The following is a 25,695-nucleotide window of genomic DNA, read 5'->3' on the forward strand; positions in this document are numbered from 1 at the left end:
GTCCACGGGTCACCGGCCGAGGATCGCGACCGGATACCAGGACAGAAGGTGCCCCATCGGGACACGTCCGGTGTGCTCGCGTCCCGTCAGCAGGTCGCGCCACCGGCCCGGGGGAAGCATGAGGGTCTCGCCTCCCCAACCGCCGTGCCGTTCGAGCCCCACGGGCAGGCGGGTCGCCACCACCACCGCCTGGTCCCCGCGCGCGAAGGCGACCGCGTGCTCGCCCGCCTCCACCGGCGCGTACGGCGCGACCGGGTCGAGCCGGCTCCGCAGCCGCAACGCGGTGGCGGTGACCAGCATCTTCTGCCCGTCCCAGGTGGTGGGGCGGGCGCCCGGGACGAGCACGTCGGCCAGCAGCGCCCGGCGCGCGCGGAAGTCCACCGGACGCCGGTTGTCCGGATCGACCAGCGAGAAGTCCGTGGTCTCGTTGCCCTGGTAGACGTCGGGGACCCCCGGCATCATGAGCTGGACCGCCTTCTGGCCGAGGGAGTTGACCCGGGCGTACCGGTCCACGACGGCCGTGAAGGCGGCCACCGAGCCGCCGCAGACGTCGATCGCCTCCCGGGCGAACCGCCGGACGCCGCTCTCGTACGCGGGGTCGCGGTTCTGCCAGGAGATCGATGTCTTGGCCTCTCGTGCCGCCTTGAGCAGATATTTCGTGAAACGCTCGGGGCTGATCGGCCAGGACGCCATCAACGTCTGCCAGCCCAGATAGTCGAGCCGGGGATCGAACGCCACCTCGGCCGCCCAGGAGTCCACCGCGAGCGCCCACTCGTCCGGCATCTCCGACAGAACCGAGAGCCGGGCCCGCACGTCCTCCGACCGTTTCGTGTCGTGGGTGGACAGGGTGGTCATCGTCCGCGGCGGCAGCCCGGCGCAGAACTCGTGGAACTCCGCCGCCGACACCCCGAACCGGTCCGGCTCGCCGCCGACCTCGTTGAGAGCGGCCAGCGGGAACCACCGATAGAGCGCGGTGTCCTCCACCCCCTTGGCCATCACCGGGCCGCAGGTCTGCTGGAACCGGGTCACCGCCTCGGCCGGGCCGTACAGGACCAGGTCGGCGGCCCGCGCGACGGCGGCGGGATCGGCGCGTCCGGCCGCCTCCCGCGCCGCCCTCCGCACGATGTGGACCGTCTCCACCGACGGCGGCTCGCCCGGGTCGACGTACGCCCGGTAGACGGGCATCGCGGCGAGCAGCTCGACCACCGCCTCGCGCGGCACCCGCCCGTCCTCGTCCTCGTCCGGGTCGCCGTCCCCGTCGCCGTCCCCGGCGTGCGGAGCGGGCACCGTCATGGCGGCGGTGAGCCGGTCGATCTCGCCGCGGAAGAACAGCTCGACGACGTGCTTCTTCGCCTCGTACCGCACGGCCTCGTAGTCGTCGGTCACGCCCGTGTGCCGGGCGAACGTCTTGACGAGCTCCTCCCGCGACGCCGGGTCCACGAACAGGCGGGTGACCATGTTGAGCGCGTCGTACCCGGTCGTGCCGTCGCACGGCCAGTCCTCCGGCAGCCGCTCGCCGTCGATCAGGATCTTCTCGACCCACAGCGGGCCGGGGACGCGGGGACGCAGCCGCCGGAGATAGCCGTACGGGTCGGCCAGGCCGTCCGGGTGGTCCACGCGGAGACCGTGGAGCACCCCCTCGTCGAGGAGCGTGAGGATCACCGCGTGGGTGGCCTCGTGGACCTCCGGGTCCTCCACCCGCAGCCCTATGAGCGAGGAGACGTCGAAGAACCGCCGGTAGCCGGGGCTCTCGCGCCAGCCGACCAGCCGGTAGTGCTGGACGCGGAGCAGCTCGGGCAGCGGGAGGCCCTCGGTGCCCGGCCTGATCGGGAACTCGTGCTCGTGGTAGCGCAGCACGTCACCGTCCACGGAGAACCCATCGGCCCCGTCCCCGCCCTCGTTACCGGCTCCGGCGGCGTACGGGTCGCCCGCGTCGTCGCCGAGCACCGGGAGCGCGACCGGCCACTCCAGGTCGAACCACCGGGCGTAGGGCGAGGCCGGGCCGTCCCGCAGCGCCGCCCACAGCGGGGCGTTGCGCGACTCGGGAACCGGCACGGTCATGTGGTTCGGCACCACGTCGGCGACCAGCGGCAGGCCCCTCGCGGCCAGGGCGCGCAACCCCGGCAGGCCCCCGAACTCGGCCCGTACGGCGGTGTGGTCGGTGACGTCGTACCCGTGCCCGGACTCGGGCACGGCCTGCAGGATCGGCGAGAGATAGAGGGCGCCGACGCCGAGCTCGCGGAGATAGCCGGTCAGCTCGGCCGCGTCCGCGAAACCGAGGTCGGGGGTGAGCTGCAGTCTGTAGGTCGAGGTCGAGGTCGAGGTCGAGGTCACGGCACCGCCCTTCGTCGGGTCCTTCCGGGCCGGGGCGCGCCCCGCGGATCTCACCGGCCGCCGCCGCGTCGCCGCGCCGGCCCCGGCGCACCCGTCGCCCGGCATCCCCCGTGCCGGGTGGCGCGGCCCCGCGGTGATCCGTACCCCTGGCTCCCGTCTCATAGTGACGGCGCGGACACGTCACCGCCAGGCCATCGCGGCGCGCGTCACCCGGCTCGGCGCAGGACCCGCACCGAGCGGCCGGACACCGGCACCTCCTCACCGGCCCGGCAGACGCGTGCGTCGGCCGCGATCGGCCGCGCCGTGTCGAGCGCGGTCGTCCACATCTCGCCGAAGCCGGTCGGGACGGTGAACCTGATGACCTCGTTGTGGGCGTTGAACAGCAGCAGGAAGGAGTCGTCGGTGATCTTCCGGCCGCGCCGGTCGGGCTCGGTGATGGCGTCGCCGTTGAGGAACACGGCGAGCGCGCGGGCATAGCCGTTGCGCCAGTCCTGGTCCGTCATCTCCGTGCCGGACGGCGTGAGCCAGGCGATGTCGCTCAGCTCGTCGTGCGAGCCGCGCTCCGGCCTGCCGTAGAAGAACCGGCGGCGCCGGAAGACGGGGTGGTCGCGGCGCAACCGCGAGAGCCGCCGGGTGAAGTCCAGGAGCAGCCGGTTCTCCCGGGTGTCGGACCAGTCCACCCAGCTCGTCTCGTTGTCCTGGCAGTAGGCGTTGTTGTTGCCGCCCTGCGTCCGGCCCATCTCGTCGCCGTGCGAGAGCATCGGCACGCCCTGGGAGAGGAACAGCGTGGCGAGGAGGTTGCGCTTCTGCCGCTCCCGGAGCTGCGCCACCGGCCCGGTCGCCGGCCCCTCGACGCCGCAGTTCCACGACCGGTTGTCGTCCGCGCCGTCCCTGCCCTCCTCGCCGTTCGCCTCGTTGTGCTTGGCCTCGTACGACACCAGGTCCTGGAGGGTGAACCCGTCGTGGCAGGTGACGAAGTTGATGGACGCGGCCGGGCGGCGGCTGTCGTCCTGGTAGAGGTCGCTCGACCCGGTCAGCCGCGAGGCGAACTCGGGCAGCGCGGCCGGCTCGCCCCGCCACAGGTCGCGGATCGTGTCGCGGTAGCGGCCGTTCCATTCCGTCCAGCGCGCCGGGAAGTTGCCCACCTGGTAGCCGCCCGGCCCGACGTCCCAGGGCTCGGCGATGAGCTTGACCTGCGAGAGCACGGGGTCCTGCTGGACGAGGTCGAAGAAGACGCTCAGCCGGTCCACCGCGTGCAGCTCCCGGGCCAGCGAGGAGGCGAGGTCGAAGCGGAAGCCGTCCACGTGCATGTCGCTGACCCAGTACCTCAGCGAGTCCATGATGAGCTGCAGCGCGTGCGGGCTGCGCATCAGCAGGCTGTTGCCGGTGCCGGTGGTGTCCATGTAGTACGCCGGGTGGTCCTCCACCAGGCGGTAGTAGTTGGCGTTGTCGATGCCCCGCATCGACAGGGTCGGCCCGAGATGGTTGCCCTCGGCGGTGTGGTTGTAGACCACGTCGAGGATGACCTCGATGTCGGCCTCGTGCAGGGCCTTCACCATCGCCTTGAACTCCAGCACCTGCTCGCCGCGCTGCCCGGAGCTGGAGTACTCGTTGTGCGGGGCGAAGAAGCCGATGGTGTTGTATCCCCAGTAGTTCGTCAGGCCGCGTTTCTCCAGCACGTGGTCGGTGACGAACTGGTGGACCGGCATCAGCTCGATCGCGGTCACCCCGAGCGAGGTCAGGTGGTCGACGATCTCGGGGTGCCCGAGCGCCGCGTAGGTGCCCCTGATCCGCTCGGGGATCCCCGGGTGGCGGATCGTCAGCCCGCGCACGTGCGCCTCGTAGATCACGGTGTCGTGGTACGGCGTCGCGGGCGGCCGGTCGTGCCCCCACCCGAAGAACGGGTTCGTCACGACCGCGCGCGGCATGTACGGCGCCGAGTCGCTGTCGTCGCGGCTGTCCGGCTCGCCGAAGCGGTAGCCGTACACCGCCTGGTCCCAGCGGACGGCGCCCTCGACGGCCTTCGCGTACGGGTCGAGCAGCAGCTTGGCGGGGTTGCAGCGCTGCCCCCGGGCCGGCTGGTACGGCCCGTGGACCCGGTAGCCGTACCGCTGGCCGGGGCCGACGCCCGGCAGGTAGCAGTGCCAGACGAACCCCTCCACCTCGGTGAGCTGCACCCGCTCCTCGGCGTCCTCCTCGTCGAACAGGCAGAGCTCGACCTTCTCCGCGACCTCCGTGAAGAGTGCGAAGTTCGTGCCCGCGCCGTCGTATGCGGCCCCAAGCGGATAGGGGTCCCCCGGCCAAATCTCCCTGCGCTCGTTCACGCACGCCATCGTTCCCACCCTCCGGGGACTTCGACAGTTCGGCGATGTTAAAGACATGTGTCCGGGATTTCCCAGGGAGCGGCGACGGGGTCACCGAGCCGGGCGGGCCGTCGTTCCGGTCCGGCTCCCGGTCAGGCGCCTCCGGCGGCCTTCCGTGACTCCTCGGCCGCCCAGGTGAACACGCCCCTCGCCATCAGGGACGCCTCCGACGCGGCGCGGGCGGCGTACACCCGGGCGCGCACGAGATGCGCCGCGGGATCGTGCGGCGCGGCCTGCGCGGCCATCTCCGCGAAGTGCCCCGCCAGCCGCTGGTCGCCGTCGGCCAGCGCCTTGAGCGCGGCCTCGCACAGCCGCTCCGTGCCTCCCGCCAGCTCGGCCACGGCCGCGGCGAGCACGGCGTCGGGCGCGGGCTTCAGGTGGGCGGGGTTGCCGTCGTACCAGCCGCCGTACAACCGCCAGATGTTGCGCACCACGAACTCCGGATCGTCGTAGTGCGGCCGCAGGTAGGGCCGGTCCGCCAGCCGCGCCGGAGGCCGTACGGCCCGGACGATGTCGTCCAGCCTGGCCCCCTCGTTGAGCATCTCCAGGGAGCGTTCGACGATGCTCTCCAGCCACTCCGCCGTCTCGGTCAGCGCCTGCTCGACCCGGTCGGCGCCGAAGATCGGGGCGCCGTGGCTCGGCAGCATGGTCTCCGCGCCGAGCGCGGCCATCCGGCGCAGCGCGACGGCCCACTCGCGGGGGTAGCGCTGCACCTTCTGCGGGTTGCCGCAGTTGGGGCTCACCCAGATGAACAGGTCGCCGGGAAGCAGGACGCGCCGCGACGGCACCCACCCGACGCTCGCGTCGTCGGTCTCGCCCTTGGCGTGGAAGAGCTCGACGGGCCCGACCGTCAGCTCGTCGCGGTACGTCACGTCGGGGTAGCGGTACTCGGTCGGCCAGGTCAGGTCCGGCACCTGGAACTGCCGCTGGTTGATCACCGCGTTGTAGCCGTTCGTGAGGATGTACCGGTCGAAACGGGCGGGGAGCGCCTCGTGCGCCACCACCGTGGGCCTGGGCCTCGCCGCCGTGTCGGCCTCCGCGTCGAACGGCCCCACGCCCGACACGTGGTCGATGTGCCCGTGCGAATAGATCACGGTCGTCACCGGCTCGTCGGTCCACGCCCGCAGCTCGGCGTGCAGCCGGTCCGCGTCGAAGGGGTTGCCGGTGTCGAACAGCATCACCTCCCCGCCCTCGCGAAGCGCGATCGTGTTGCCGAACCCGCTGCGGAAGCCGACGCCGTCGGCGACCTCGACGAAGCCCTGCCCGGCGAGTCCCGTGTGCACGATGTTGTCGGGGAGCTCGCCCCGCCAGACGCTGTCGGCGTACTCGGTGATGTTCATCGGGAAGCCAGCCTTTCCTTGTCCGGCTCCGGGCGGATGGCGGCGCGGCCGGCGCGCCTCCCCCGGCATGAGCAGTCCCGCGACGGTCGACGCCGTGCCGCACCCCTCGGACGGATCCGCCGCTCGCTGTACCAATGCCCCGTGACCGCCGGTGGCAGCACGCCCGCCATGGCGGCGACCGCGGTGCCGGTGCTCGGCCGCGCGTCAGCCCACCCGGGCGAGGAGCCCGCGTACGGGGACCTCATAGAGCACGGCCCCCGACCTGGCGACGAGGTCGAGCGCGGCCCGGAGGTGCCGGACCGCGGCCTCCCGGTCCCCGAACGCGAGCGCCAGCCGCCCGAGGCACAGGTCGGCCACCGACCAGCCGAGCAGGCGTCCGGCGCTCGGCGCGAGCAGCCGGTAGAGCGCCCGGGACGCCGCGGCGTCCCCCAGCTCCAGGCACGCCTCGCTCAGCAGGTCGGGGATGTACCGGTACACGAGGTCGCCCTCGATGCCGGCGAAGTCGCCGCGCGCCAGCTCCGCGAGGACGTCGGCGGCCTCGGCGCGACGGCCGGCGTCGAGCAGGGCGACGCAGCGCGGGACCAGCCAGCCCGGCTGGCCCGGCCTGACCGCGAGCATCTCCTCCGACAGGGCGAGCGCCGCCGCCGTCTCGCCGCGCGCCCGCAGCAGCAGGAACCGGAAGACCCGCTCCCGCACGGCCGCGTCGTCCCCGCCGAGCGCGCCCTCGGGGTGGACGCGGGCCGACTCCTCCGCCTCGGCGAGCGCCCCGTCCAGGTCGCCCCGTGTGTACGCGCGGACCGCGGCGAGCCACGCCGCGAGGCCGAGCAGGGCAGGCCGGCGGATCCGTCGCGCCGTCTCGCGCAGCCGGTCGAGGAGCGGCCCCGCCCGCTCGTCGTCCCCCTGCCCGGCCAGCTCGACGTAGAGGGCCTCGCGGGCCAGCCACTCGGACACCGGGTCGCCGACGCGCCGGGCCACCTCCGCCATCTCGTCGATGACCGCCCGCCGTTCGGCGTGCGTCGCGACCCCTCGCGAGAGGATCTCGTACGCGCTGAGGCCGCGCAGCAGCGCGTGGTCGTCCCCCGTCCGCCGCGCCTCGCGCACCGCCTCCCGGGCGAGGGCGACACTCTCGCGGACCGGACGGGAGAAGGCGCCGGTGACGGCGGCCGCGGACAGCAGGTGGGACCGCCACGGCGCCCCCTCGCGGGCGTGGGCGCGCAGGACACGTTCGACCCGCCCGGCGAGCGCGTCCCCGGCCGCCCACTCCTCGTACATCGCCCACGCGAGCGGGTCGGAGAAGCCAAGAACGGCGCGGGCCAGCCGCTCGTCGTCCCCGAGCGCCTCGGCGATCTCGGCGGCCTCCTCCAGCGACGCGCGCACCCGCGTGGTCATGCCGGCCGCGGCCTGCGCGGCGGCCAGTTCGAGCAGCAGGTCGCATCTCAGCGCCCGGTCGGTCACCGGAAGCCGCCCGGTCAGCAGGACGGCGTGGCCCAGGTGCTCGGCGGCGTCCTCGTACGCGAACTGGGACGTGGCGTGCGCCGCCGCCCGGCGGGCGTACTCGACGGCCTTGCCCGCCATCCCGGCGATGACCAGGCCCTCGCGGTAGTGGTGGGCCAGCTCGGCCAGGTGGGTGCCGCGCCGTTCGAGCGCGGTGGCCACGCGGGCGTGCAGGCGGCGGCGCCGCAGCGGCGCGAGCCCGTCCCGCAGCGCGTCCCTGACGATGTCGTGGGCGAAGCGGTAGACCAGCCCGCTCTCGGTCAGCAGCCGCGCCTGGACCGCGGCGTCGAGCACGTCGAGCACCTGGTCGCGCGGCGTGTCCACGATGTCGAGGAGGACGCCCAGCTCGGCCTCGCGTCCCAGCAGGGCGGCGGCGGAGAGCACCTCCGGGGCGCCCGGCGGCATGGCCGCCATCCTGCCGCGCAGCACGTCGGCGATCGCGCCGGGCGCGTCCGCGCCGAGGTGGACCACCTCTCCGAGGAAGAACGGGTTGCCGCCCGTCCGCCTGGTCACCTCCGCCGCCCGGGTGGCGTCGGCCCCCGCCCGTTCGAGGTACTCGGCGACGGCCTCCTCCGGCAGGCCGCCGAGGGCGACGCGTTCGACGTGCGGGAGCCGTACGAGCGTGGACAGGGCTCGGGCGAGCGGCTCCCCCACCTCGGTGTCGCGGTAGGTGGCCACCACGGTCAGCTCGGGGCAGGTCCGGGTGACGGCCAGGAACTCCAGCAGGCGCAGCGACGAGGCGTCGGCCCACTGGAGGTCGTCGACGACGACCAGCACCCGGCCGTGCCCGCCGACGAGCCGCGCGAACGCCTCGTAGAGGGCGAACTCCCCGGTCGCCCCGGTGATGTCGGCCAGCTCCCCGGCCCTGCCGGTCAGCTCCCGTACGGCCTGGGCCCACGGCCAGTACGGCGGGGCGCCGGTCCCGTCCCAGCAGCGGGCGAAGACGACCCTGTGGGCGTGGCGGGCGGCGTCCTCGGCCAGGCTGGTCTTGCCGATGCCCGGCTCGCCGGTGACGAGGACGACCCGGTGGCCGGGGGAGGTCACGGCGCGGCGCAGCACCTCCGCCTCGGCCGCCCGCCCGATCAGGCGGCTCGGCAGCGCCCCGGGGTACGGAGCCGGCGCGGGGAGGGCGGACGCTGCCGGGGTCACACGTGTGACGGTTCGGACGGGCATGAGGGCGGGGTCCTGGGAGAGGATCCGCTGTTCCAGCTCCCGGGAACGGGGATCGGGGTCGAGGCCGAGCTCGTCGACGAGCATCCGGCGTCCCTCGGAGAGCACGGAGAGCGCCTCCGCCTGCCGTCCCGCCTGGTAGAGCGCGTGCGCCGTGGCCCGGCGCAGCCGTTCGCGCAACGGGTGGGCGGGCAGCAGCCGGGTCAGCCCCGGCGCGAGCTCCGGCCCCATGCCGAGGAGGAGCTCCGCCTCGGAGGCGTCCTCGACGACCGTGAGCCGCAGCTCGGCCAGGTGGGTGATGTCGTCGCGCGCCCAGGGCTCGTCCTCGAAGCCGGAGAGGGGCTCACCACGCCATTCGGCCAGCGCGCGCCGCAGCTCGCCGGCGCCCCGCGCGTGGTCCCCGGCGCCGAGCAGCCGTCGCCCCTCGGCGATCCGGTCCCTGGCCCGGCCCAGGTCGTAGCCGCCGTGGGGCATGACGAGCGCGTACCCGCCCGGCCTGCTGACCAGCACGGACGGGCTGTCCCTCCGGCTGCGGCCCGGCTCGAAGACGCGGCGGAGCTTGGAGATGTACGCCTGGACGGTGTTGACGGCCCTCGGAGGCCGCTCCTCCGGCCACAGCGCGTCCATGATGCGGGCGGCGCCGATCGGCCGGGGCGCGGCCAGCATGCAGAGGGCGAGCACGGCGCGCTGCTGCGACGGGCCCGTGTCGAGCACGACACCGTCGTCGCCGATCACCGAGACCGGGCCGAGCAGCCGGAACTCCACGTCAGTCACTCTCCTGGTCGCACCGTGCGCCCAGACTTTATCCAGATATGTCGTGATCTCGGGGATCGGCCGGCCGGTGACCGCGTCACTCTCCCGGCCTGACGCGCGCCGGGCCGTCACCCCGGCCCGGCACCGGGCAGGTCACTTCGGCCCGGCTCGACGCCGGGGCACGTCACTTGAGCTTGGCGAGGTAGGCCTTCATCTCCTTGATCTCGGCCTTCTGGGTGGCGACGATCGTCTCGGCCATCGCCTTCGCCTCCGCGAACGCGCCCGACGCCCGCTCCTCCTCGGCCATCTTGATCGCGCCCGTGTGGTGCTTGATCATCATGGTGACGAAGAGCCGGTCGAACGGGGAGCCGTCGGCCTTGGCGAGCTTGTCCATCTCGGCGGCGGACGACATGCCCGGCATCGCGTGGTCACGCGGGAGGGGTTCCTCGCCCCAGCCGTCCAGCCACCCCTTCATGGTCCGGATCTCCGGGTCCTGCGCCTCGGTGATCTTCGCGGCCAGGTCCCTGATCCACTGGTCGCCCGCCTGGGTCCGGGCGAGGCCGGCCATGTCGATGGCCTGGAGGTGGTGGGGGATCATCATCTTCGCGAAGGAGACGTCCGCGTCGTTGTGCCCCGCGGCGCCCGCGGGGTCCGGGGAGGCCGGCGTGTCGTCGGTGGCGGAGGGCGTCTCGGCGGGCGCCTCCGTGGGCGTCTCCGCCGGGGACTCCGACGGCGCGGCGGTCGCGGAGTCCGACGCCGCCACCGAGGCGGACGGGGACGGGGCCGCGGCGTCCGTGCCGGAGCCGGAACACCCGGCGAGCAAGGTCAGCACGACCGCACTCGTGGCGGCGGGCAGAACGATCCGGCTAAAGCTGGTCACTCAGAAGGAACCTTTCTCAGCGGGGCTTGTATGTGATGGACCGAAAGATGGGCATCGGCCGGTCCGTGATCCCTTTGTCAGGACCCTACCGCCCTGAGGGGCCGCCGCTTCGTAACTCAGTTCGACCATGGCGGTAAAGTCGGCGGTCAACCCGCGTTCTTCTCGGCATTCACCACAATGCGTTCGTGTGCTCCGCCGCGAAAATCGCCATTCACCACGGCCGGAAACAGCGCGACGCGCGGCCTCCGACCATACCGAACTCCCGACGAATACTCCGAAAGGTTTCATACGGATGAAACCTCTGTTGACACGCACGAAACAGTGATACGTTCCGTTGGGAGCGCTCCCAAGCCGTAACACTTCGGGCCGAGGAGACCGGAATGGCCGATCTTCCCACCCTCGCCGAGGTAGCCGCCGCAGCAGGCGTCTCCCCGGCGACCGCGTCCCGGGTCCTGACCGGCTCGGTCCGCGTGACGACGTCCACCCGCCGCCAGGTGCACGACGCGATGTCCCGCCTCGGCTACGTGCGGCGTCGCGCGCCCCGCGGTTCCGGAGGCAGGCGCACCGACCAGATCATCGCGGCCGTCGTCTGCGAGCAGACCCCGAGACTCTTCAGCGAGCCCTTCTACGCCAGGCTGCTCTCGGGCTGCGAGGAGGCGCTGGCGGCGCACGGCGTCCCCATGGTCGTGATGACCGCCACACCCGCCACCTCGGCGATCGCCGCCCCGCCGCTCGTCGCCGGGGCGGTGGACGGCGTGCTCCTCGTGAGCTCCAGATCGCGGCACCCGCTCGCGGTCACCCTCGCCGCGTCGGGCGTCCCCGTACGCTGCGCGGGCCGCCCGCCGGACGGCGTCGAGCTGCCGTACGTCGACATGGACAACCGGGACGGCGGGCGGCAGGCGGCCGAGCACCTCCTGCTGAGCGACCGCAGGGTCATCGCCACGATCGCCGGGCCCCCGACGCTCCCCGCCGCCAGGGACCGGCTGGACGGGTTCCGCACGACGCTCCGCGACGCCGGGCTCCCCGAGCCGCCGGTGGCGTACGGCGACTTCAGCCACGCCTCCGGCGCGCACGCCATGCAGTGGCTGCTGCAACGGGCGCCGCACCTGGACGCCGTCTTCGCCGCGTCGGACGTGATGGCCGCCGGGGCGATGCAGACGCTGCGCCGTTCCGGCCGGAAGGTGCCGGACGACGTCGCCGTGGTCGGCTTCGACGACGCGCCGATCGCCCGGCACACCTCCCCCACCCTGACCACGGTCCGCCAGCCCGTCGAGGAGCTCGCCTCGCTCGCCGCCAGACTGCTCCTCGCCTCGGTGGCCGGGGGAGGGACCTCCGAGGGCGACCCGGTGCTGCCCACGGAACTGGTGGTCCGTGAATCGTCCTGAGCTCCGCGAGGGCGACGTCCTGACCCGTCGTTATCTCCTGCAGGAGAGGATCGCGACGGGCGGGATGTCGGTCATCTGGCGCGCATTCGACCAGTCGCTCCAGCGCACCGTCGCGATCAAGGTGCTGGACGGCGCGCTCGGCGGGGACCATCCCGGCCGCGAGCTGATCCGCCGCGAGGCGCGGGCGACCGCCCGGCTGATCCACCCCGACGCGATCGAGGTGTACGACTACGGCGAGACCGTGACGAACGGCGGCCGCCTCGCCGCGTACGTGGTCATGCGGCTCCTGGAGGGACGCTCGCTGGCCGACCGCCTCGCCGAGGGGCCGCTCCCCCTGGCGGAGGCGGCGCCGATCGCCACCCGGCTGGCGCGGGTGCTCGCCGCCGCCCACGAGCGCGGCATCGTCCACCGCGACGTCACACCGGAGAACGTGCTGCTCACCCCCAACGGGGCGAAGCTGCTCGACTTCGGCATCGCCGCCTTCACCGGCGAGGCCGACGACCACCTCGTGGCCGACTTCGGCACGCCGCCGTACGTCGCTCCGGAGCGGTTGCGCGGGATGACCGCCGACCCCGCGGTCGACGTGTACGCCCTGGGCGTGCTGCTGTACGAGATGCTCACCGGTGCCCCGCCGTACCCGGAGACGACGTGGGAGGGCATCGAGGCGGCCCGGCGCGAGGCCCCGCCGCCGATGCCCGACGTGCCGGGCCTGCCCGCCGCGGTCGCCGAGCTGTGCCACCGCTGCCTCTCCCCCGACCCCGCCGTACGGCCGAGCGCCCGCGAGGTGGCCGAACTGCTCGCGCCGGACCCGCCCCCGGGCGGACGGGACGGGGCGACCGATTCGCTCGCGCCGCACACGTCCCGGGGCGGACGGGACCGCTGGGGATGGCGCGCGGCGGCGGCCTCGCTCGCACCCGGCGCTTCGCGCGACCGGCGGCATCGGCGGGGATGGGGCGCGGCCGCCGGGGCGGTGGCCGCCGGTCTGCTGGTGTGGTCGCAGTTCGGCGGGGCGCGGGACGCCGTCGTCTCCGGGGCGCCGCCGCACCCCTCGGTCCTGGCGGTCCCGTCGTCCGGAGCTTCGGGCGTCACCGCGCAGGCGGAGGAGGAACGGCAGGTGACCCGGCCGCCCGGAGAGTCGGGGAAGCCCGGGGAGCCGGGCGGCGCCGCCGAGGCCGGCGGGCACGCGCCGACCGGCTCCGCCCCGGCCGAGACGGCGGCGGCGGACCCGGACCCGCCGTCGTCCCGGAACGGCCTGCCGGAGGCGGGCGGCGACGGTGATGCCGGCGAGACCGTGGACCGGCCCGCGCGGCGGCCCGCCGCGGACGATGGGACAGGCGATGGGACGGGAGGTGGGACGGGCCCGGGTGGGACTCCCCCACCGGACTCCCGGCCCCGGCGGCCCACCCCCGAAGCGTCCACCCCCGGCGACTCCCGGCCGGCGCCGGACGACCACCGCCCGCGCCCGGCCCGTACGCGGCAGGCGGACACGAAGGATCGGGACCCCGGCGTGTCCACGCTGCCGCTCGCGACGTCGAAGCGGGCCTCCCTGGATCGGGCGGTGGCCCGCTTCGACCTGCTCCTCACCGAGGGGCTCTCCCGGGACGAGATCAGCGCGGACGCGGCGCTCGACCTCAGGCAGGTCCTGCACAACTCCGTCACCGGCCGCGACGTCGCCGGTGTGGCCCACGTCAGGACCAAGCTCGGCGACCGGCTGCGCGAGGGCAAGCTGGCCGCCGCGCTGATGCGCCGGCTCGGCACGGCCCTGGACGACGTCCACACCGCGCTGAGCCGATCCCTGGGCACCTGATCGCCGGGACAGCAGGGGCCGGTCAGGGGAGCCAGTAGTTGCCGGAGACGACGATCATCACCTGGAGCTGGATGCTCGCCGAGTAGTAGTCGTTCGACGAGAACGACGTGTTGACCATCTTCGTCCACAGGGCGTCGAGCCACGCCTGGCTGCCCGGGTCCGTCATCGCGGCGACCGCGAACGGGGCGAAGAAGGCGGGCTCGCTGCCGCTGCTGATCTGCGACCCGCTGAGCGAGTATCCGGTGGCGACACTGTTCGCGTTGCCGCCGGTCTTGCTCCTGATCCACGCGTTGATCTTCCGGGCGGAGGCGAGGGACGCGCTGTCGCCGCTGGTCACGGCGTCGGTCCCGATGCGCCACGGGTCACGGCAGGCGTTCCACCAGTACTTGCCGTCGTTCGTGTCCTCCAGCACCTTGCCGGACGGCGGCCTGGGGGTGGTGTCGGTATTGATCACGAAGTCCGCCAGCAGGCCGGTGCTCGGCGCGTAGTTCGCCTGCTGGGAGGTGATCAGGTTCTGGTGGGCCGTCCTGATCGTGTCCCACGCGCTGTCGCCGGTGGCCTTCCTGAACGCGCGGAAGTGGTCGATCAGCCAGTCGGACGACCGGGTCACGTAGTACAGCGAGTCACCCGGAGTGCTCCAGTCGCCCAGCAGCATCAGGTGGGTGGCCGGGTTCACCTCGCTCGCCTTGATCGCGTCGATGTGCCGGACGGCGAGGTCCTTGTAGTTGTACGTGCCGGAGCTGCCCCACTGCCTGTCGGCCAGGAGCAGGCCGAGGGCGACGTCCAGGTCCCCGTCCGTCGCCGAGTCGGAGCCGTTGACGCTCTTGCAGGACGCGTCCTGTTCGGCCGCGAGCAGGTCGCGGTTGTGCACCGACGGGTGGGCGAGCATGTACTTGACCATCCCGTCGAAGACGGTCTTCGCGTTCGGGTCGGCCCCGGCCATGGTGGCGACGACGACCATGCCGTACCCCTGGGCCTCCGCGACGTACGGGTGGTCGGCGTCGGGCGAGATCACCTGGTACCAGCCGTTGCCGCAGTTCTGCCGGACGAAGGCGGCCTTCCACTTGTTGTAGTAGTCGACCACCTTCTGGTCGAGGGTCGCCTGCGAGCCGGTCGGGCGCAACGTCCCCGGCGCGTACGCGAACCCGTGGCTGCCGAAGGGCACGGCGGGGCCGCCGCCGCTGCCGCCGTCCTGGCTGACGACGGTGAGCTTGTCCACGTTCGGCCCGCCGTCCGCGCCGGTCGCGGTGGCCCGGACCGTGTTGGCGCCCGCCCTGAGGGTGACCTGGACCGACGTGTCGGCCCAGGTGTCCCAGCCGCCGGTCCCGGCGAAGGACAGGCCGGTCGCCACCGCGGTCCCGTTCACCGCGATGTCCATCGGGCGGCCGGAGGTCTTGCCGTTGGCGTAGCGGAAGGTCAGCGTGGCGGGGCCGGCCGCGGCCGAGGTCACCGACCACTGCACGTAGCCGCCGGCGGTGTTGTCGTAGTCGGCGAAGCCGGTGCCGGTGTACCCGGTGTGGTTGCTCGCCGCGGACGCTCCCGACAGCGTCGCGTCCTCGGCCTGATAGACGGTGGTGGCGGCGGCGGCCGGATGGGCCGTGATCAGGGGCAGCAGCAGTCCGGCGGCGATGACCAGTGGTCGAATGCGCATCTCATCTCACTCTGTGCACTGAACGGAGTTCCTGGTGGAGGGGCGGGGGAATCGGGAGCGGGGGTCGGCCCGCGGCGACCCGGAGGATCCGGTGCGCGGGTCGGCCGGCCATGACGGGGTGCAAGTTAGGAAAGGTTCCTAACTTTGATTGCCATGGGAACAGCGCGGCGGGCGGCGGTCAAGACCCAAATTCGCGGGAGCCCGACTCGGCGGGTCGGGCACGGGCTGGTGCGGTGCGCCGTGTCGTCGGCGGACGGCGGCTCTTGCACCGGGCCCGGTCGGTGGGATAGGTCGTTGCCGTATGAGCGGATTCAAGAAGTTCCTGATGCGGGGGAACCTCGTCGAACTGGCCATCGCCGTCGTCGTCGGAGCCACGTTCAGCGGCCTCGTCCAGGCCCTCGTCGCGGATCTCATCACGCCGCTGATCGGCGCGGTGACCGGCGGGAAGCAGCCCGACTTCTCGGCGTACTCGTTCACGGTCAACGGCAGCGAGTTCAAGTACGGCGACTTCGTCAACCACGTGCTGACGTTCCTCATCATCGCCGCGGTGATCTACTGGCTGGTGGTCGTGCCGATGAACCGGCTGATCGGCCTCTTCGACCGCGACAAGGAGGCCACCGAGAAGGAGTGCCCCGAGTGCCTGAGCACCATCCCCGTCAAGGCCCGCAGGTGCGCGTTCTGCACCGCGGACCTCACCGCGGCCTCCGAGGTGTCCCCCGCCTGACCCCGCCGCTCCCCGTCTCCCCGGCCCTCGCGTTCCCCCTGCTTCCCCGTACGGGCCGCGCCCCGGGCACCGCGGCCGGATGACGACACGGCCAAGGGGCCCGGCGGGAATCCTCCCGCCGGGCCCCTGACCGCTCACCGGCCACGCCGCGCCCGGTCGAAGGGCCGCCCGCCGCCCGACCGGGTCCCGCCCGGTGTCAGACCAGCCAGGCCGTCGTGTCGGGCAGGAGCAGGTCGCCGTCGACCGGCCCGCTCGCGAGCAGCACCGCCTCATGCCGCGGCAGCCGTACGGGATCGGGGCCGAGGTTGACGACGCAGGTCACGCCGGAGTCGCGGGTGAAGGCGAGCACCGAGTCACCCCTGTCGTCGCCCCTGTCGTCGCCCCTGTCGTCATCCCTGTCGTCGCCGGTGGCGTCGCCCGGGGGAAGCCAGGTCAGGGCGCCGTCGCCGAGCCGCTCCCGCCGGATCCGCAGCGCGGCCCGGTACAGCGACAACATCGACCCGGGATCGGCCCGCTGCGCCTCGACCGTGAGGTCCTTCCAGCCGGCGGGCTGCGGGAGCCACGGCTCCCCCGTGCTGTATCCGAACGGCGGTTCCTCACCCGACCAGGGCAGCGGCACGCGGCACCCGTCCCGTCCCGGCACGGTGTGTCCGGAACGGTGCCACATCGGGTCCTGGCGCAGCTCGTCCGGGATGTCCTCCACCTCCGGCAGGCCCAGCTCCTCGCCCTGGTAGACGTACACGCTGCCGGGCAGCGCCATGGCGAGCAGCGCGGCCGCCCTGGCCCGCCGGTATCCCAGCTCGGAGTCGTACGGCGCGCCGTCCCTGCGGTCGGCGTTGTCCCAGGACGTGTCGGCCCTGCCGTACCGGGTGGCGGGGCGGGCGACGTCGTGGTTGGACAACACCCAGGTCGCGGGGGCGCCCAGCGGGACGTGCGTCGCCAGGGTCAGGTCGATGGCCCGGCGCAGCGCGCCCGCCTCCCACGCGGAGGACAGGAAGTCGAAGTTGAACGCGGTGTGCAGCTCGTCCGGCCGGAGATATCGCGCGAACCGCTCCTGATCGGGCAGCCACACCTCGCCGATGAGCGCGCGGCCCGGGTACTCGTCGCAGACCCGGCGCCACTCCCGGTAGATGTCGTGCACCCCGTCGTGGTCGGTGTACGACTCCTCGACGCTGTCCAGATCCTTCACCAGCACGGCGGCCGAGTCGACGCGGAAGCCGTCCACACCCCGGTCGAACCAGAACCGCAGGATGTCCAGGAACTCGGCGCGCACCTCCGGTTCGTCCCAGTTGAAGTCCGGCTGCTCCGGTGCGAAGAGGTGCAGGTACCACTCCCCGTCCGGCACGCGGGTCCAGGCGGGCCCGCCGAAGATGGACCGCCAGCCGTTCGGCGGCGCGTCGCCGTCGCCCCGGCGGAACCAGAACCGCTCGCGGGCCTCCGATCCCGGACCGGCGGCCAGCGCCTCCTGGAACCAGGCGTGGCGGTCGGACCCGTGGTTGGGCACGACGTCGATGATCACCCGGATGCCGTGGCCGTGCGCCTCCTCGATCAGCCTCTCCGCCTCGGCGAGCGTCCCGAAGACCGGTTCGATGCCCCGGTAGTCGGCCACGTCGTACCCGCCGTCGGCCATCGGTGACGGGTACCACGGGTTGAGCCAGATCGCGTCCACGCCGAGATCGGCGAGGTACGGCAGGCGGGCCCGCAGCCCCGCCAGGTCACCGGTGCCGTCGCCGTTCCCGTCGGCGAAGCTGCGCAGGTACACCTGGTAGATCGCGGCGCCGCGCCACCATTCTCCTTCGGTTTGCGGAGTCGTCCCCCGAGAGGCACTGCCGGACATGCTGCACACAACTCCTTACACAAATGATGTCGGCCGGCCGAGACGCGCGCCGGCGCGTCAGCCCTTGAGGCTTCCAGCGGTGAGACCGGCCATGATGCTGCGCTGGAAGAACAGGAAGACCACGATGGCCGGGACGCTCGCGATGACGAGCGCGGCCATGAGCACGTTCTGCGGCATCTGCGCCGAGAGGGAGGAGATGCCGACGCTGATCGGCATGTTGTCGGTGTCGGGCTGGACGAGCAGCGGCCAGACGAAGTCCTTCCAGACGTTCACCACCGCCAGGATGGAGACCACGCCGAGGATCGGCCGCGATACCGGCAGCACGATCGACCACAGGATCCGCGCCGGGGTCGCGCCGTCCATCTCGGCCGCCTCGATCAGCTCCCGGGGGATCGAGTCGAAGAACCGCTTGAGCAGGAAGATGAAGAACCCGTTGGCGGCGGCGGGCAGCCAGATCGCCCAGGGTGTGTTCAGCAGGTTCCAGCCCAGGATCGGCAGGTCTTTCACCGTCAGATAGGCGGGCAGCAGGATCACCATCGGCGGGATCATCAGCGTGGACAACATCATGGCCAGGACCGCCTTGCCGAGCACCGGCCGCAGCTTCGACAGCGCGTACGCCGCCGACACGTCCACGGCCAGCGTGAACAGCCAGGCCCCGGCCGCGTAGACGACGGTGTTGCGCAGGAACAGGCCCAGGTCGAGCTGCTCCCACGCCTCCTCGTACACGCCGAAGTCGATCGTGTCCGGGAAGAGCGAGGGCGGGATCTGGGCGATCTCCTCCGGGGACTTCAGGGCGCTGGTGACCATCCAGTACAGCGGGAACACGAAGACCGCGGTGAAGACCACCACCACCGTGACCAGGACGATCCAGTAGACGGTCCGGCCGCGTGCGGTGTTCAGCGTGTGCGGCGAGATCAGGCCGCGGACCGCGCGCCGCTCCGCCGTCCGTCCCCGCCGCCGGAGCCCGCGCCCCGGCCTCCCCCTCCCCGGGTCGCCGGACGTCGGCGGGGCGGGACGGACGGCCCTTCCGGGCGCCTGCGCCGTGCTGTTCGACATCGGTGCCACTCCCTCTCAGTTCTGGTCGTCCCGCGAGACGCGCAGGTAGACGGCGGAGAACACCATCAGCACGATCATGAGCATCAGGCCCAGCGCGCCGCCGCCGCCGAAGTTCCCGAAGCTGAAGGCGTACTGGTACATGAGGTAGGCGACGGTGACGGTCGCGTTCTCCGGCCCGCCCCCGGTCAGCAGGTACGGCTCGATGAAGACCTGCATGGTCGCGACGATCTGGAGCAGCAGCATCACCAGGAGGATCAGCCTGGTCTGCGGGATCGTCACATGCCAGACCCGGCGCAGCAGTCCCGCGCCGTCCAGCTCCGCCGCCTCGTACAGCTCGCCGGGGATGCTCTGCAGCGCGGCGAGGTAGATCAGCGTGCCGGTGCCGAGGTTCATCCACGTGGACACGATGACCAGGGAGATCAGCGCCGTGCTCGTCGAGTCGAGCCAGCTCAGCCCGGGCAGGTGGACGAGGTCGAGGATCTGGTTGAACAGGCCGGGCCCCGGGTCGTAGAACCACTTGAACAGCAGCACCGCGACGGCCGGGGGCAACATCACCGGCAGGTAGACGACGAACCTGAGGTACGCCTTGGCGTGCCGCAGCTCGTTCAGCACCAGCGCGATCACGAACGGCACGGCGTACCCGGCGACCAGCGCGAGCACGGTGAACAGCGCCGTGTTGATCCAGGCGGGCGCGAACGCCGAGTCCTCCATCACGGTGCGGAAGTTGTCCAGCCCCACCCACTCGGGCGGGCCGACGAAGTTCGTCTTCTGGAAGCTGAGCAGGAACTCCCGGACCATCGGATACCAGGAGAAGAACGCGAAGCAGATGAGCGCCCCGCAGAGGAAGCCGTACGCGGTGAGGTTGCGGCGCACGGCGCGGCGCACCGCCTCCCGGTTCCGCCACCGCGATCCCCGCGGCTCCCGCACGGACATTGTGGTCATCGAATCTCCTGGATGCATCGGTGCCGCGCTTCGCACGCGACGGATGCGAACGAACGAACGAAGGAACTCGGGCGTGACCGGCGGGGCGCCTGCCCGCGCCCCGCCGGCCGCGATGACGGCTCGACCTGTGCCGGCTCGACTCGTGTCGGTCTGACCCGTGCCGGTCTGACCCGTGCCGGCTCGACCTGTGTCAGCTCGACCTGTGTCAGCTCGACCTGGCGAGGATGTTGTCGACCTTCTTCTGCGCGTCCGAGAGGAGCTGGTCGATGTTCGCGTCCTCCCTGGTCAGCACCGCCGACATCGCCGTGTCGAGCACCGCGTAGATCTCCTGAGCCTTCGGCGGCTCCAGCTTGAACGCGATGTTCGCCGAGCCGTCCACGTAGGACTGGAAGTGATCGACCGGGACGGTGGCGAACTGCCTGCGATCCTCGTTGATCTTCGCGCCGGGTGCGGCCGAGCCGTACAGGTCCGTCTCGGGCAGCCCCACCGGCAGGCCGTCGGCCTTGGCCCGCTCGTAGTCGAACTGGCCCTGGCCGGGCGTCAGGAACTTGAACTCCAGCCACTGCAGGCCGGCCTTGATCTGCTCGGGCGTGGCCTTGGGGTTGAACATGTAGCCGTCGCCGCCGCTGAGCGATGACTTGGCCTCCGGCAGCGAGGTCACGCCGTAGTCCTCGAACTTGCCCTTGAAGTCGTTGTTGACGGCCTTCACGACGTCGGGGGCGCCGATCATCATGCCGAGCTTGCCGGAGCCCATCATCCGCATCAGGTCCTCCCACCGGAGGAGCTGCTTGGTGCCCATGCTGTCGTCGGTCCAGCGCATCTGCTTGAGGTTCTCGAGGACGGCCTTGCCCTCGGGGCTGTTGAAGGCGGCCTTCTTGCCGTCGGGGGTGACCATCTCGCCGCCCCGGCCGTACAGGGCGGAGGTGAAGTGCCAGCCGCCGGTGTTGCCCGCGCTGTACTCGCCGTACCCGACGTAGCCGGGGCCCAGCGCGGCGATCTTCTTGGCGGCCTCCCGGACCTCGGCCCACGTCTTGGGCGGGCTGTCCGGGTCGAGTCCGGCCTGGGTGAACAGCTTGCGGTTGTAGACCAGGCCGGTCGAGTAGTTGGTGCGCGGAACGCCGTAGATCTTCTCACCGCTCTTGAAGACGCTGAGCACGTCCGGACGCATGTCCTTCAGCGTGGTGATCGTGTCGATGTACGGCGTGATGTCGGCGGCCTGTCCGGCGGCGATGATCCGCTGGACGTCGGTGTAGTAGACGTAGAAGACGTCCTCCATCTCCCCGCCGGCCAGCTTGGCCTGGAACGTCTCGGGGACGATGCAGGGGAACGGGTCCTTGCTTTCGATCGTGATGTTCGGGTGCAGCTTCTGGAACGCGGCGACGTCGGCGTCCCACTGGGCGCGTTCCTTCGGGTTGCTCTTCGGCGGCTGGCAGCCGACCGTGATCGTGACCGCGGCGTCGGCCCCGGCCGACGCCGCGGGCCTGCCGCCGCCCTTCGCGTCGTCATCGCTGCTGCCGCAGGCTGCGACGGTGAGGGTGATGCCTGCCGCCAGCAGTATCGAGAGGTTGCGGGATTTCATGTTGTTCCCTCCTGGAACGGCACACCACGACCCGTCTTGGCGCTCCCACTCGCCCACCGCCCCATCAGACGGTGACGAGCCGGACATTTGCGAGAAACATACAAAGCGATGCATAGGAGAGCAAGACTCCTATGCGCTCGATGCAAAAAAGTGACAGCCGATCGGATCTTGGCGGCAACCCGCGACACCCCTCGATCCGACCCCGCCTCACGCCCCATCCGACCCGATGCTCGGCCGCGCGCACGCCCCGTACGGCCACGCCGGGGCGCCTCCCAAACCGGGCCTCGTCGGCGGACTTCGTTGTGCGGGGGCTTACGCCGCGCCCGCAGGGGCCGGGCCGGTGGAGGACCGTACGACCAGTTCGGGCTCGAACAGCAGCTCGTCGCCCGGCACCGCGAGCGCGCGGATCTGCGAGACGAGCAGTTCGACGGCCGCTCGTCCCATCGCCTCGATGGGCTGCCGCACGGTCGTCAGCGGCGGGTCGGTGCAGTTCATCAGGGCCGAGTCGTCGTAGCCGACGACGGAGACGTCCTCCGGCACCGACAGCCCGGCGCGGCGGGCGGCGCGGATCGCCCCGAGGGCGAGCACGTCGCTGGCGCAGACGATGCCGGTGACGCCGCGCCGCACCAGCCGGGCCGCCGCCGCGTGGCCGCCCTCGATGGAGAACATCGCGTGCTCGACCTGCTCGGGACCCAGCTCCAGGCCCTTCTCCTCGGCGAACGCCCGGAACGCGGCGAGCTTGCGCCGGGACGGCAGGTGGTCGGGCGAGCCGAGCAGGATTCCGACACGGCGGTGGCCCAGGGCCAGCAGGTGGGCGAGCGCCATCTCGGCGGAGGCCACGTCGTCACAGGAGACCTGCGGGAACCGCAGACGCTCGACGGCGGCGTTGACCAGCACGATCGGGAGCCCTCGTTCCCGCACCCGCTCGTAGTGCGCGTGCGACGCGTTGGCCTGCGCGTACAGGCCGCCGGCGAAGACGATGCCGGACACGTGCTGCTGGAGGAGCAGGTCCACGTAGTCGGCCTCCGAGACGCCTCCGACGGTGCGGGTGCAGAGGACGGAGGTGAATCCCCGCTCGGCCAGCGCACCCCCGACGACCTCGGCGAACGCCGGGAAGATCGGGTTCTGCAGCTCCGGGAGCACCAGGCCGACCAGCCGCCCCCGATCGCCGCGCAGCCGCGAGGGGCGCTCGTACCCGAGCACGTCGAGGGCGGTGAGCACGGCTTCCCTGGTCGCGTCGGACACGCCGGGCTTGCCGTTGAGGACACGACTCACCGTCGCCTCGCTCACGCCCACTTTCTTGGCCACTTCCGCAAGCCGTCGCGTCATGAGCGCAAGCATACGACAATTCGCGTAAAAATTTGCGTGCGCTTGCGCGGCGCGAGAGCACCCGATGCTCGTCCGCGTTCAGGGGCCGGGCGTGGGGAACACCGGCGGCGGGGACGGACGCGTGGTGGGCGGGACGGGACAGGGCGCCGCCCGCCCTTGTCCCGACGGCCCCGGCGGTCGGCGGTCAGCGTTCGTCGGTCAGCGGTCAGCGTTCGTCGGTGCGGACGCGCGCCGTCGAGGAGCGCACGACCAGCTCGGGCTCGAAGAGCAGCTCGCCGGTCGCGACGGCGGTCCCGTCGATCTGGTTGACCAGCAGCTCGACCACGGCCCGCCCCATCGCCTCGATCGGTTGCCGGATCGTGGTCAGCGGCGGGTCCACGCAGGTCATCAGCGCCGAGTCGTCGTAGCCGATGACGGACACGTCCCGGGGCACCCGCATCCCCTGCCGGCGGGCCGCCCGGATCACTCCGAGCGCGAGGGGGTCGCTCCCGCAGACGATGCCCGTCACGTCCCGCGCGAGCAGCTTCGCCGCCGCCGCGTGGCCTCCCTCCAGCGAATGCATGGTGTGCTCCACCAGCTCGCCGCCGCACGCCCGGAACGCCTCCAGCTTGCGTACGGACGGCATGTGGTCGGCGGGGCCGGCGACGAGACCGATCCGCTCGTGCCCCAGCGCCCGCAGGTGGCCCACGGCCTGCTCGACCGCGATCGAGTCGTCACATGAGACGCGGGGGAACTCCCAGTGGTCCGCGGCCGCGTTCACCAGGACCGTCGGCAACCGCCGGTCGATCAGTCTGAGGTAGTGCTCGTGCACCACTCCCGTCTGCGTGTACATGCCGCCCGCGAAGACCACGCCGGACACCTGCTGCTGCAGCAGAAGGTCGACGTAGTCCGCCTCCGAGATGCCTCCGACGGTGCGGGTGCAGAGCACGGGTGTGAACCCCTGCTGGGCGAGCGAGCCGCCGACGACCTCGGCGAACGCCGGGAAGATCGGGTTCTGCAGCTCCGGGAGCACCAGTCCGACCAGCCGGGCGCGTTCCCCTCGGAGTTGTGTGGGCCGCTCGTAGCCGAGCACGTCCAGCGCGGTGAGGACGGCTTCCCGTGTCGCGTCCGAAACGCCCGCCTTGCCGTTGAGGACACGACTCACCGTCGCCTCACTCACCCCCACTTTTTTGGCAACTTCGGCAAGTCGTCGCGTCATGGGCGCAAGCATAGGTCTGGCAAAGCCAGTACTTTACGATCTCCCGCGCTTGTAAGCGCGTTGTAAGCGACTCGCAAGGGGGCGTTCCTAAGGTCGCTCCTCGTCAAGATCACCAGGAAGGCACGTAATGAGCATCGTCCGGAACTCCCTCGCCGTCGTCGCGGCGTCCACCGTTCTCGCCCTGACCTCGGCCTGTGGAGGGGGCGCCGACAAGGTGGCCCTCTGCGCGGAGGCGACCAAGGCGATGACGGACTACCAGGGCGCGATGGCCTCGGCCGGCACGAACTTCGACGGGTTCAACAAGGCGAGCGCGGACTTCGCGGCCAAGCTCAAGGATCTCGCGGGCAAGGCCGACGGCGACCTGCAGACCGCGCTGACGAAATTCGGCGACTCCTTCGCCGAACTGAAGATCGACCCGTCGGACTCCGGCGCGGCGACCAAGGTCGCCGAGTTCAGCAAGAAGGTCACCGAGGCCGGCACGGCCTTCGCCAGCGCCTGCGCGTAGCGGCACGGTTCGTGGCGGCACGGCTCGTCACCGCCTGACACCCGATGCCGCCAATGACCACGGGCGGGGAGACTTCCTTGGCAGAGTCCTCCCCGCCCGTGTTTCCGTTTCTCTCCGGCTCCTCGCCTGCCCCTCGCCGGTCTCGGTGACGGAGTCGACGTCGAGCCGGGGTGCCCGACGTCGTTCAGTACTCCAGGCCCCAGTCGTGGGGGCCGACCAGGTAGGCGCCCCGGCGGCGTACCAGCCACCCGTCGGCGACCAGGACGTCCAGGCTGTGCCGTACGAACTCGTCGGGGAGGTCGGCGAGCCTGGCGATCTCGGCGACGGTCGCCGGGTGCCGGTCGACGTTCAGCGCGGCGACGGTCTCGTACACACGCATGTCGTCGTCGTGGACGCTCTGCACGTCGGCGAGGGGCCGGGGAGCCTGGACGGGCCCACCGGAGCCGTCACGGGTGGGCCCGTGCGACCTCGGCCCTGTCGCGGTCCTGCCCACAGCCGCTCACCTCTGCCGGGCCCCGCTGCGCAGACGTTCGGGGTCCACGTCCCGCTCGGGATAGCGCTTGAGGTACTCCTCCTCCAGTTCCCTGGTCCGGGACGTGTGGCGCTCCAGCGCGTCGTCGGACCCGTGCAGGAGGGTGTCGGTCCGGGTCTCGTGGAGATGACGCATCTCACGAAAGAGATCGTCGTCGTCGAGATCCCGGGGGTCGACCCCCATCATTCCGGTCGTCATCTCTGCTCCCTCAGACCTCGGTCGGCTTGTCCCAGCGCTCGTCGGGCTCGCCGTCCGAGGCCCGCGCGTTCGCCGGGTCGGTGTCGGACGGCGTGTGCTCCTCGGCGAAGTCGGGCTCGTCCTCGATTTCGGCGCCACGCCCCGTGTCACGCCCGGTGTCACGCCCGGCGCCGCTCCCGATGCCGTCCTCGGGGATGTGCTCACGGTCGTTGTCGCGTCGCATGTCGCACCTCTGCCCGGTCTGGAGTCAGCAAACCTCGTCACCGCGTGACAAATAACCGGATTGGGTATTAATCGCTTTGATGCGCACGATAGCTCGCATCAAGGCTCAAACGGGGGAAAAATGGCTGAAACACCCAAGAAGAAGGCGGCGAAGTCGACGGGCAAGGCCAAGAAGTCGGCCATCAAGCAGGCCCGCTCGGCCAAGCAGTCCAAGAAGTCGTCCGGATCGAGCGGCTCCGTGGACCAACGGCCGACGACCGAGAACGAATAGCTCACCGAAGGGCCGGGCCACACGATCCGGGCCCGGCCCCGGACGCGCCACGCCGCGCCCGGCACCGGCGAAGCACGCCCAGGTTCGGCGTGACCTCCGGACACATCCGCGACACTCGGCGAGGC

The 25,695-nt window shown here is 72.0% G+C and carries 20 protein-coding genes; 5 read left to right on the forward strand and 15 right to left on the reverse strand.

Going from position 1 to position 25,695, the window contains the following annotated elements:
- Positions 1-9: 9 nt before the first annotated feature.
- The 5 genes from treY to AWQ70_RS12140 form a co-directional block, all read right to left on the reverse strand.
- Entirely contained in the window at positions 10-2,334 is a 2,325-nt protein-coding gene (gene treY, locus AWQ70_RS12120) for a malto-oligosyltrehalose synthase (RefSeq protein ID WP_067174530.1), read from the reverse strand.
- Positions 2,335-2,540: 206 nt separating this feature from the next.
- Positions 2,541-4,658, reverse strand: a complete 2,118-nt coding sequence (gene glgX / locus AWQ70_RS12125; RefSeq protein ID WP_245646921.1) for a glycogen debranching protein GlgX — start codon at positions 4,656-4,658, stop codon at positions 2,541-2,543.
- A gap of 131 nt (positions 4,659-4,789) precedes the next feature.
- On the reverse strand, positions 4,790-6,037 hold the full coding sequence (locus AWQ70_RS12130; protein WP_067174395.1) for an alkyl sulfatase dimerization domain-containing protein: 1,248 nt from the start codon (positions 6,035-6,037) through the stop codon (positions 4,790-4,792).
- A 204-nt stretch (positions 6,038-6,241) separates the two neighbouring features.
- Positions 6,242-9,475: an ATP-binding protein gene (locus tag AWQ70_RS12135; RefSeq protein ID WP_157530021.1), complete on the reverse strand. Its 3,234-nt coding sequence runs from the start codon at positions 9,473-9,475 to the stop codon at positions 6,242-6,244.
- 163 nt (positions 9,476-9,638) lie between these two features.
- Positions 9,639-10,334, reverse strand: coding sequence for a DUF305 domain-containing protein (locus AWQ70_RS12140; RefSeq protein WP_067174401.1), 696 nt, complete (start codon positions 10,332-10,334; stop codon positions 9,639-9,641).
- A gap of 380 nt (positions 10,335-10,714) precedes the next feature.
- Between AWQ70_RS12140 and AWQ70_RS12145 the strand changes: the two genes are divergently transcribed.
- Positions 10,715-11,719 carry a LacI family DNA-binding transcriptional regulator gene (locus AWQ70_RS12145; RefSeq protein ID WP_067174403.1) on the forward strand — a complete coding sequence of 335 codons (1,005 nt, stop codon included), beginning with the start codon at positions 10,715-10,717 and terminating at the stop codon, positions 11,717-11,719.
- Entirely contained in the window at positions 11,706-13,526 is a 1,821-nt protein-coding gene (locus AWQ70_RS12150; protein WP_157530022.1) for a serine/threonine-protein kinase, read from the forward strand. The genes AWQ70_RS12145 and AWQ70_RS12150 overlap by 14 nt, the downstream gene beginning before the upstream one ends.
- 22 nt (positions 13,527-13,548) lie before the next feature.
- Here the strand turns inward: AWQ70_RS12150 and AWQ70_RS12155 are convergent, their stop codons facing one another.
- A complete protein-coding gene (locus tag AWQ70_RS12155) occupies positions 13,549-15,177 on the reverse strand; it encodes a glycosyl hydrolase family 8 (protein WP_084516896.1) in 1,629 nt (542 codons plus the stop codon).
- A gap of 301 nt (positions 15,178-15,478) precedes the next feature.
- Here AWQ70_RS12155 and mscL point away from each other — a divergent pair, with 301 nt between their 5' ends.
- Positions 15,479-15,901 (forward strand): large conductance mechanosensitive channel protein MscL, encoded by a 423-nt coding sequence (mscL, locus tag AWQ70_RS12160; RefSeq protein ID WP_067174409.1) that lies wholly within the window; start codon positions 15,479-15,481, stop codon positions 15,899-15,901.
- A 196-nt stretch (positions 15,902-16,097) separates the two neighbouring features.
- Here mscL and AWQ70_RS12165 read toward each other — a convergent pair whose 3' ends face one another.
- From AWQ70_RS12165 to AWQ70_RS12190, 6 genes are all read right to left on the reverse strand, one after another.
- Positions 16,098-17,738 carry a glycoside hydrolase family 13 protein gene (locus AWQ70_RS12165; RefSeq protein ID WP_067174411.1) on the reverse strand — a complete coding sequence of 547 codons (1,641 nt, stop codon included), beginning with the start codon at positions 17,736-17,738 and terminating at the stop codon, positions 16,098-16,100.
- A gap of 57 nt (positions 17,739-17,795) precedes the next feature.
- Complete coding sequence (locus tag AWQ70_RS12170) at positions 17,796-18,794, reverse strand: carbohydrate ABC transporter permease (protein ID WP_084516899.1); 999 nt, start codon at positions 18,792-18,794, stop codon at positions 17,796-17,798.
- Positions 18,795-18,809: 15 nt separating this feature from the next.
- Positions 18,810-19,736, reverse strand: coding sequence for a carbohydrate ABC transporter permease (locus tag AWQ70_RS12175; RefSeq protein WP_067174414.1), 927 nt, complete (start codon positions 19,734-19,736; stop codon positions 18,810-18,812).
- Positions 19,737-19,941: 205 nt separating this feature from the next.
- Positions 19,942-21,315 (reverse strand): ABC transporter substrate-binding protein, encoded by a 1,374-nt coding sequence (locus AWQ70_RS12180; protein ID WP_067174416.1) that lies wholly within the window; start codon positions 21,313-21,315, stop codon positions 19,942-19,944.
- A 312-nt stretch (positions 21,316-21,627) separates the two neighbouring features.
- A complete protein-coding gene (locus AWQ70_RS12185) occupies positions 21,628-22,644 on the reverse strand; it encodes a LacI family DNA-binding transcriptional regulator (RefSeq protein ID WP_067174539.1) in 1,017 nt (338 codons plus the stop codon).
- A 205-nt stretch (positions 22,645-22,849) separates the two neighbouring features.
- A complete protein-coding gene (locus AWQ70_RS12190; protein ID WP_444543111.1) occupies positions 22,850-23,854 on the reverse strand; it encodes a LacI family DNA-binding transcriptional regulator in 1,005 nt (334 codons plus the stop codon).
- Between the two features lie 115 nt (positions 23,855-23,969).
- Between AWQ70_RS12190 and AWQ70_RS12195 the strand changes: the two genes are divergently transcribed.
- The gene (locus tag AWQ70_RS12195; RefSeq protein WP_067174419.1) at positions 23,970-24,347 is read left to right on the forward strand and encodes a DUF8711 family protein; all 378 of its coding nucleotides are present in this window, start codon (positions 23,970-23,972) and stop codon (positions 24,345-24,347) included.
- 184 nt (positions 24,348-24,531) lie between these two features.
- On the opposite strand, the gene AWQ70_RS12200 is transcribed toward AWQ70_RS12195, so the two are convergent.
- The 3 genes from AWQ70_RS12200 to AWQ70_RS12210 are packed head-to-tail and all read right to left on the reverse strand — an operon-like array spanning position 24,532 to position 25,300.
- Positions 24,532-24,840, reverse strand: coding sequence for a helix-turn-helix domain-containing protein (locus AWQ70_RS12200; protein ID WP_067174422.1), 309 nt, complete (start codon positions 24,838-24,840; stop codon positions 24,532-24,534).
- A 6-nt stretch (positions 24,841-24,846) separates the two neighbouring features.
- Positions 24,847-25,077 carry a DUF6158 family protein gene (locus AWQ70_RS12205; RefSeq protein ID WP_067174426.1) on the reverse strand — a complete coding sequence of 77 codons (231 nt, stop codon included), beginning with the start codon at positions 25,075-25,077 and terminating at the stop codon, positions 24,847-24,849.
- A 10-nt stretch (positions 25,078-25,087) separates the two neighbouring features.
- The gene (locus AWQ70_RS12210; protein ID WP_067174428.1) at positions 25,088-25,300 is read right to left on the reverse strand and encodes a hypothetical protein; all 213 of its coding nucleotides are present in this window, start codon (positions 25,298-25,300) and stop codon (positions 25,088-25,090) included.
- 120 nt (positions 25,301-25,420) lie between these two features.
- Between AWQ70_RS12210 and AWQ70_RS38775 the strand changes: the two genes are divergently transcribed.
- Positions 25,421-25,570 (forward strand): hypothetical protein, encoded by a 150-nt coding sequence (locus tag AWQ70_RS38775; RefSeq protein ID WP_157530023.1) that lies wholly within the window; start codon positions 25,421-25,423, stop codon positions 25,568-25,570.
- The last annotated feature ends 125 nt before the right edge of the window (positions 25,571-25,695 follow it).

The sequence above is a fragment of the Microtetraspora niveoalba genome, from assembly GCF_001570405.1.
Lineage (GTDB): Bacteria > Actinomycetota > Actinomycetes > Streptosporangiales > Streptosporangiaceae > Microtetraspora > Microtetraspora niveoalba.

Bases quoted from the DNA above. Each gene is read 5' to 3' on its own strand.
- AWQ70_RS12130 (WP_067174395.1), bottom strand. From the start codon at position 6,037: ATGAACATCACCGAGTACGCCGACAGCGTCTGGCGGGGCGAGCTCCCC.
- AWQ70_RS12145 (WP_067174403.1), top strand. From the start codon at position 10,715: ATGGCCGATCTTCCCACCCTCGCCGAGGTAGCCGCCGCAGCAGGCGTC.
- AWQ70_RS12155 (WP_084516896.1), bottom strand. From the start codon at position 15,177: ATGCGCATTCGACCACTGGTCATCGCCGCCGGACTGCTGCTGCCCCTG.
- mscL (WP_067174409.1), top strand. From the start codon at position 15,479: ATGAGCGGATTCAAGAAGTTCCTGATGCGGGGGAACCTCGTCGAACTG.
- AWQ70_RS12165 (WP_067174411.1), bottom strand. From the start codon at position 17,738: ATGTCCGGCAGTGCCTCTCGGGGGACGACTCCGCAAACCGAAGGAGAA.
- AWQ70_RS12170 (WP_084516899.1), bottom strand. From the start codon at position 18,794: ATGTCGAACAGCACGGCGCAGGCGCCCGGAAGGGCCGTCCGTCCCGCC.
- AWQ70_RS12175 (WP_067174414.1), bottom strand. From the start codon at position 19,736: ATGACCACAATGTCCGTGCGGGAGCCGCGGGGATCGCGGTGGCGGAAC.
- AWQ70_RS12180 (WP_067174416.1), bottom strand. From the start codon at position 21,315: ATGAAATCCCGCAACCTCTCGATACTGCTGGCGGCAGGCATCACCCTC.
- AWQ70_RS12185 (WP_067174539.1), bottom strand. From the start codon at position 22,644: ATGACGCGACGGCTTGCGGAAGTGGCCAAGAAAGTGGGCGTGAGCGAG.
- AWQ70_RS12190 (WP_444543111.1), bottom strand. From the start codon at position 23,854: ATGCTTGCGCCCATGACGCGACGACTTGCCGAAGTTGCCAAAAAAGTG.
- AWQ70_RS12195 (WP_067174419.1), top strand. From the start codon at position 23,970: ATGAGCATCGTCCGGAACTCCCTCGCCGTCGTCGCGGCGTCCACCGTT.
- AWQ70_RS12205 (WP_067174426.1), bottom strand. From the start codon at position 25,077: ATGACGACCGGAATGATGGGGGTCGACCCCCGGGATCTCGACGACGAC.
- AWQ70_RS12210 (WP_067174428.1), bottom strand. From the start codon at position 25,300: ATGCGACGCGACAACGACCGTGAGCACATCCCCGAGGACGGCATCGGG.
- AWQ70_RS38775 (WP_157530023.1), top strand. From the start codon at position 25,421: ATGGCTGAAACACCCAAGAAGAAGGCGGCGAAGTCGACGGGCAAGGCC.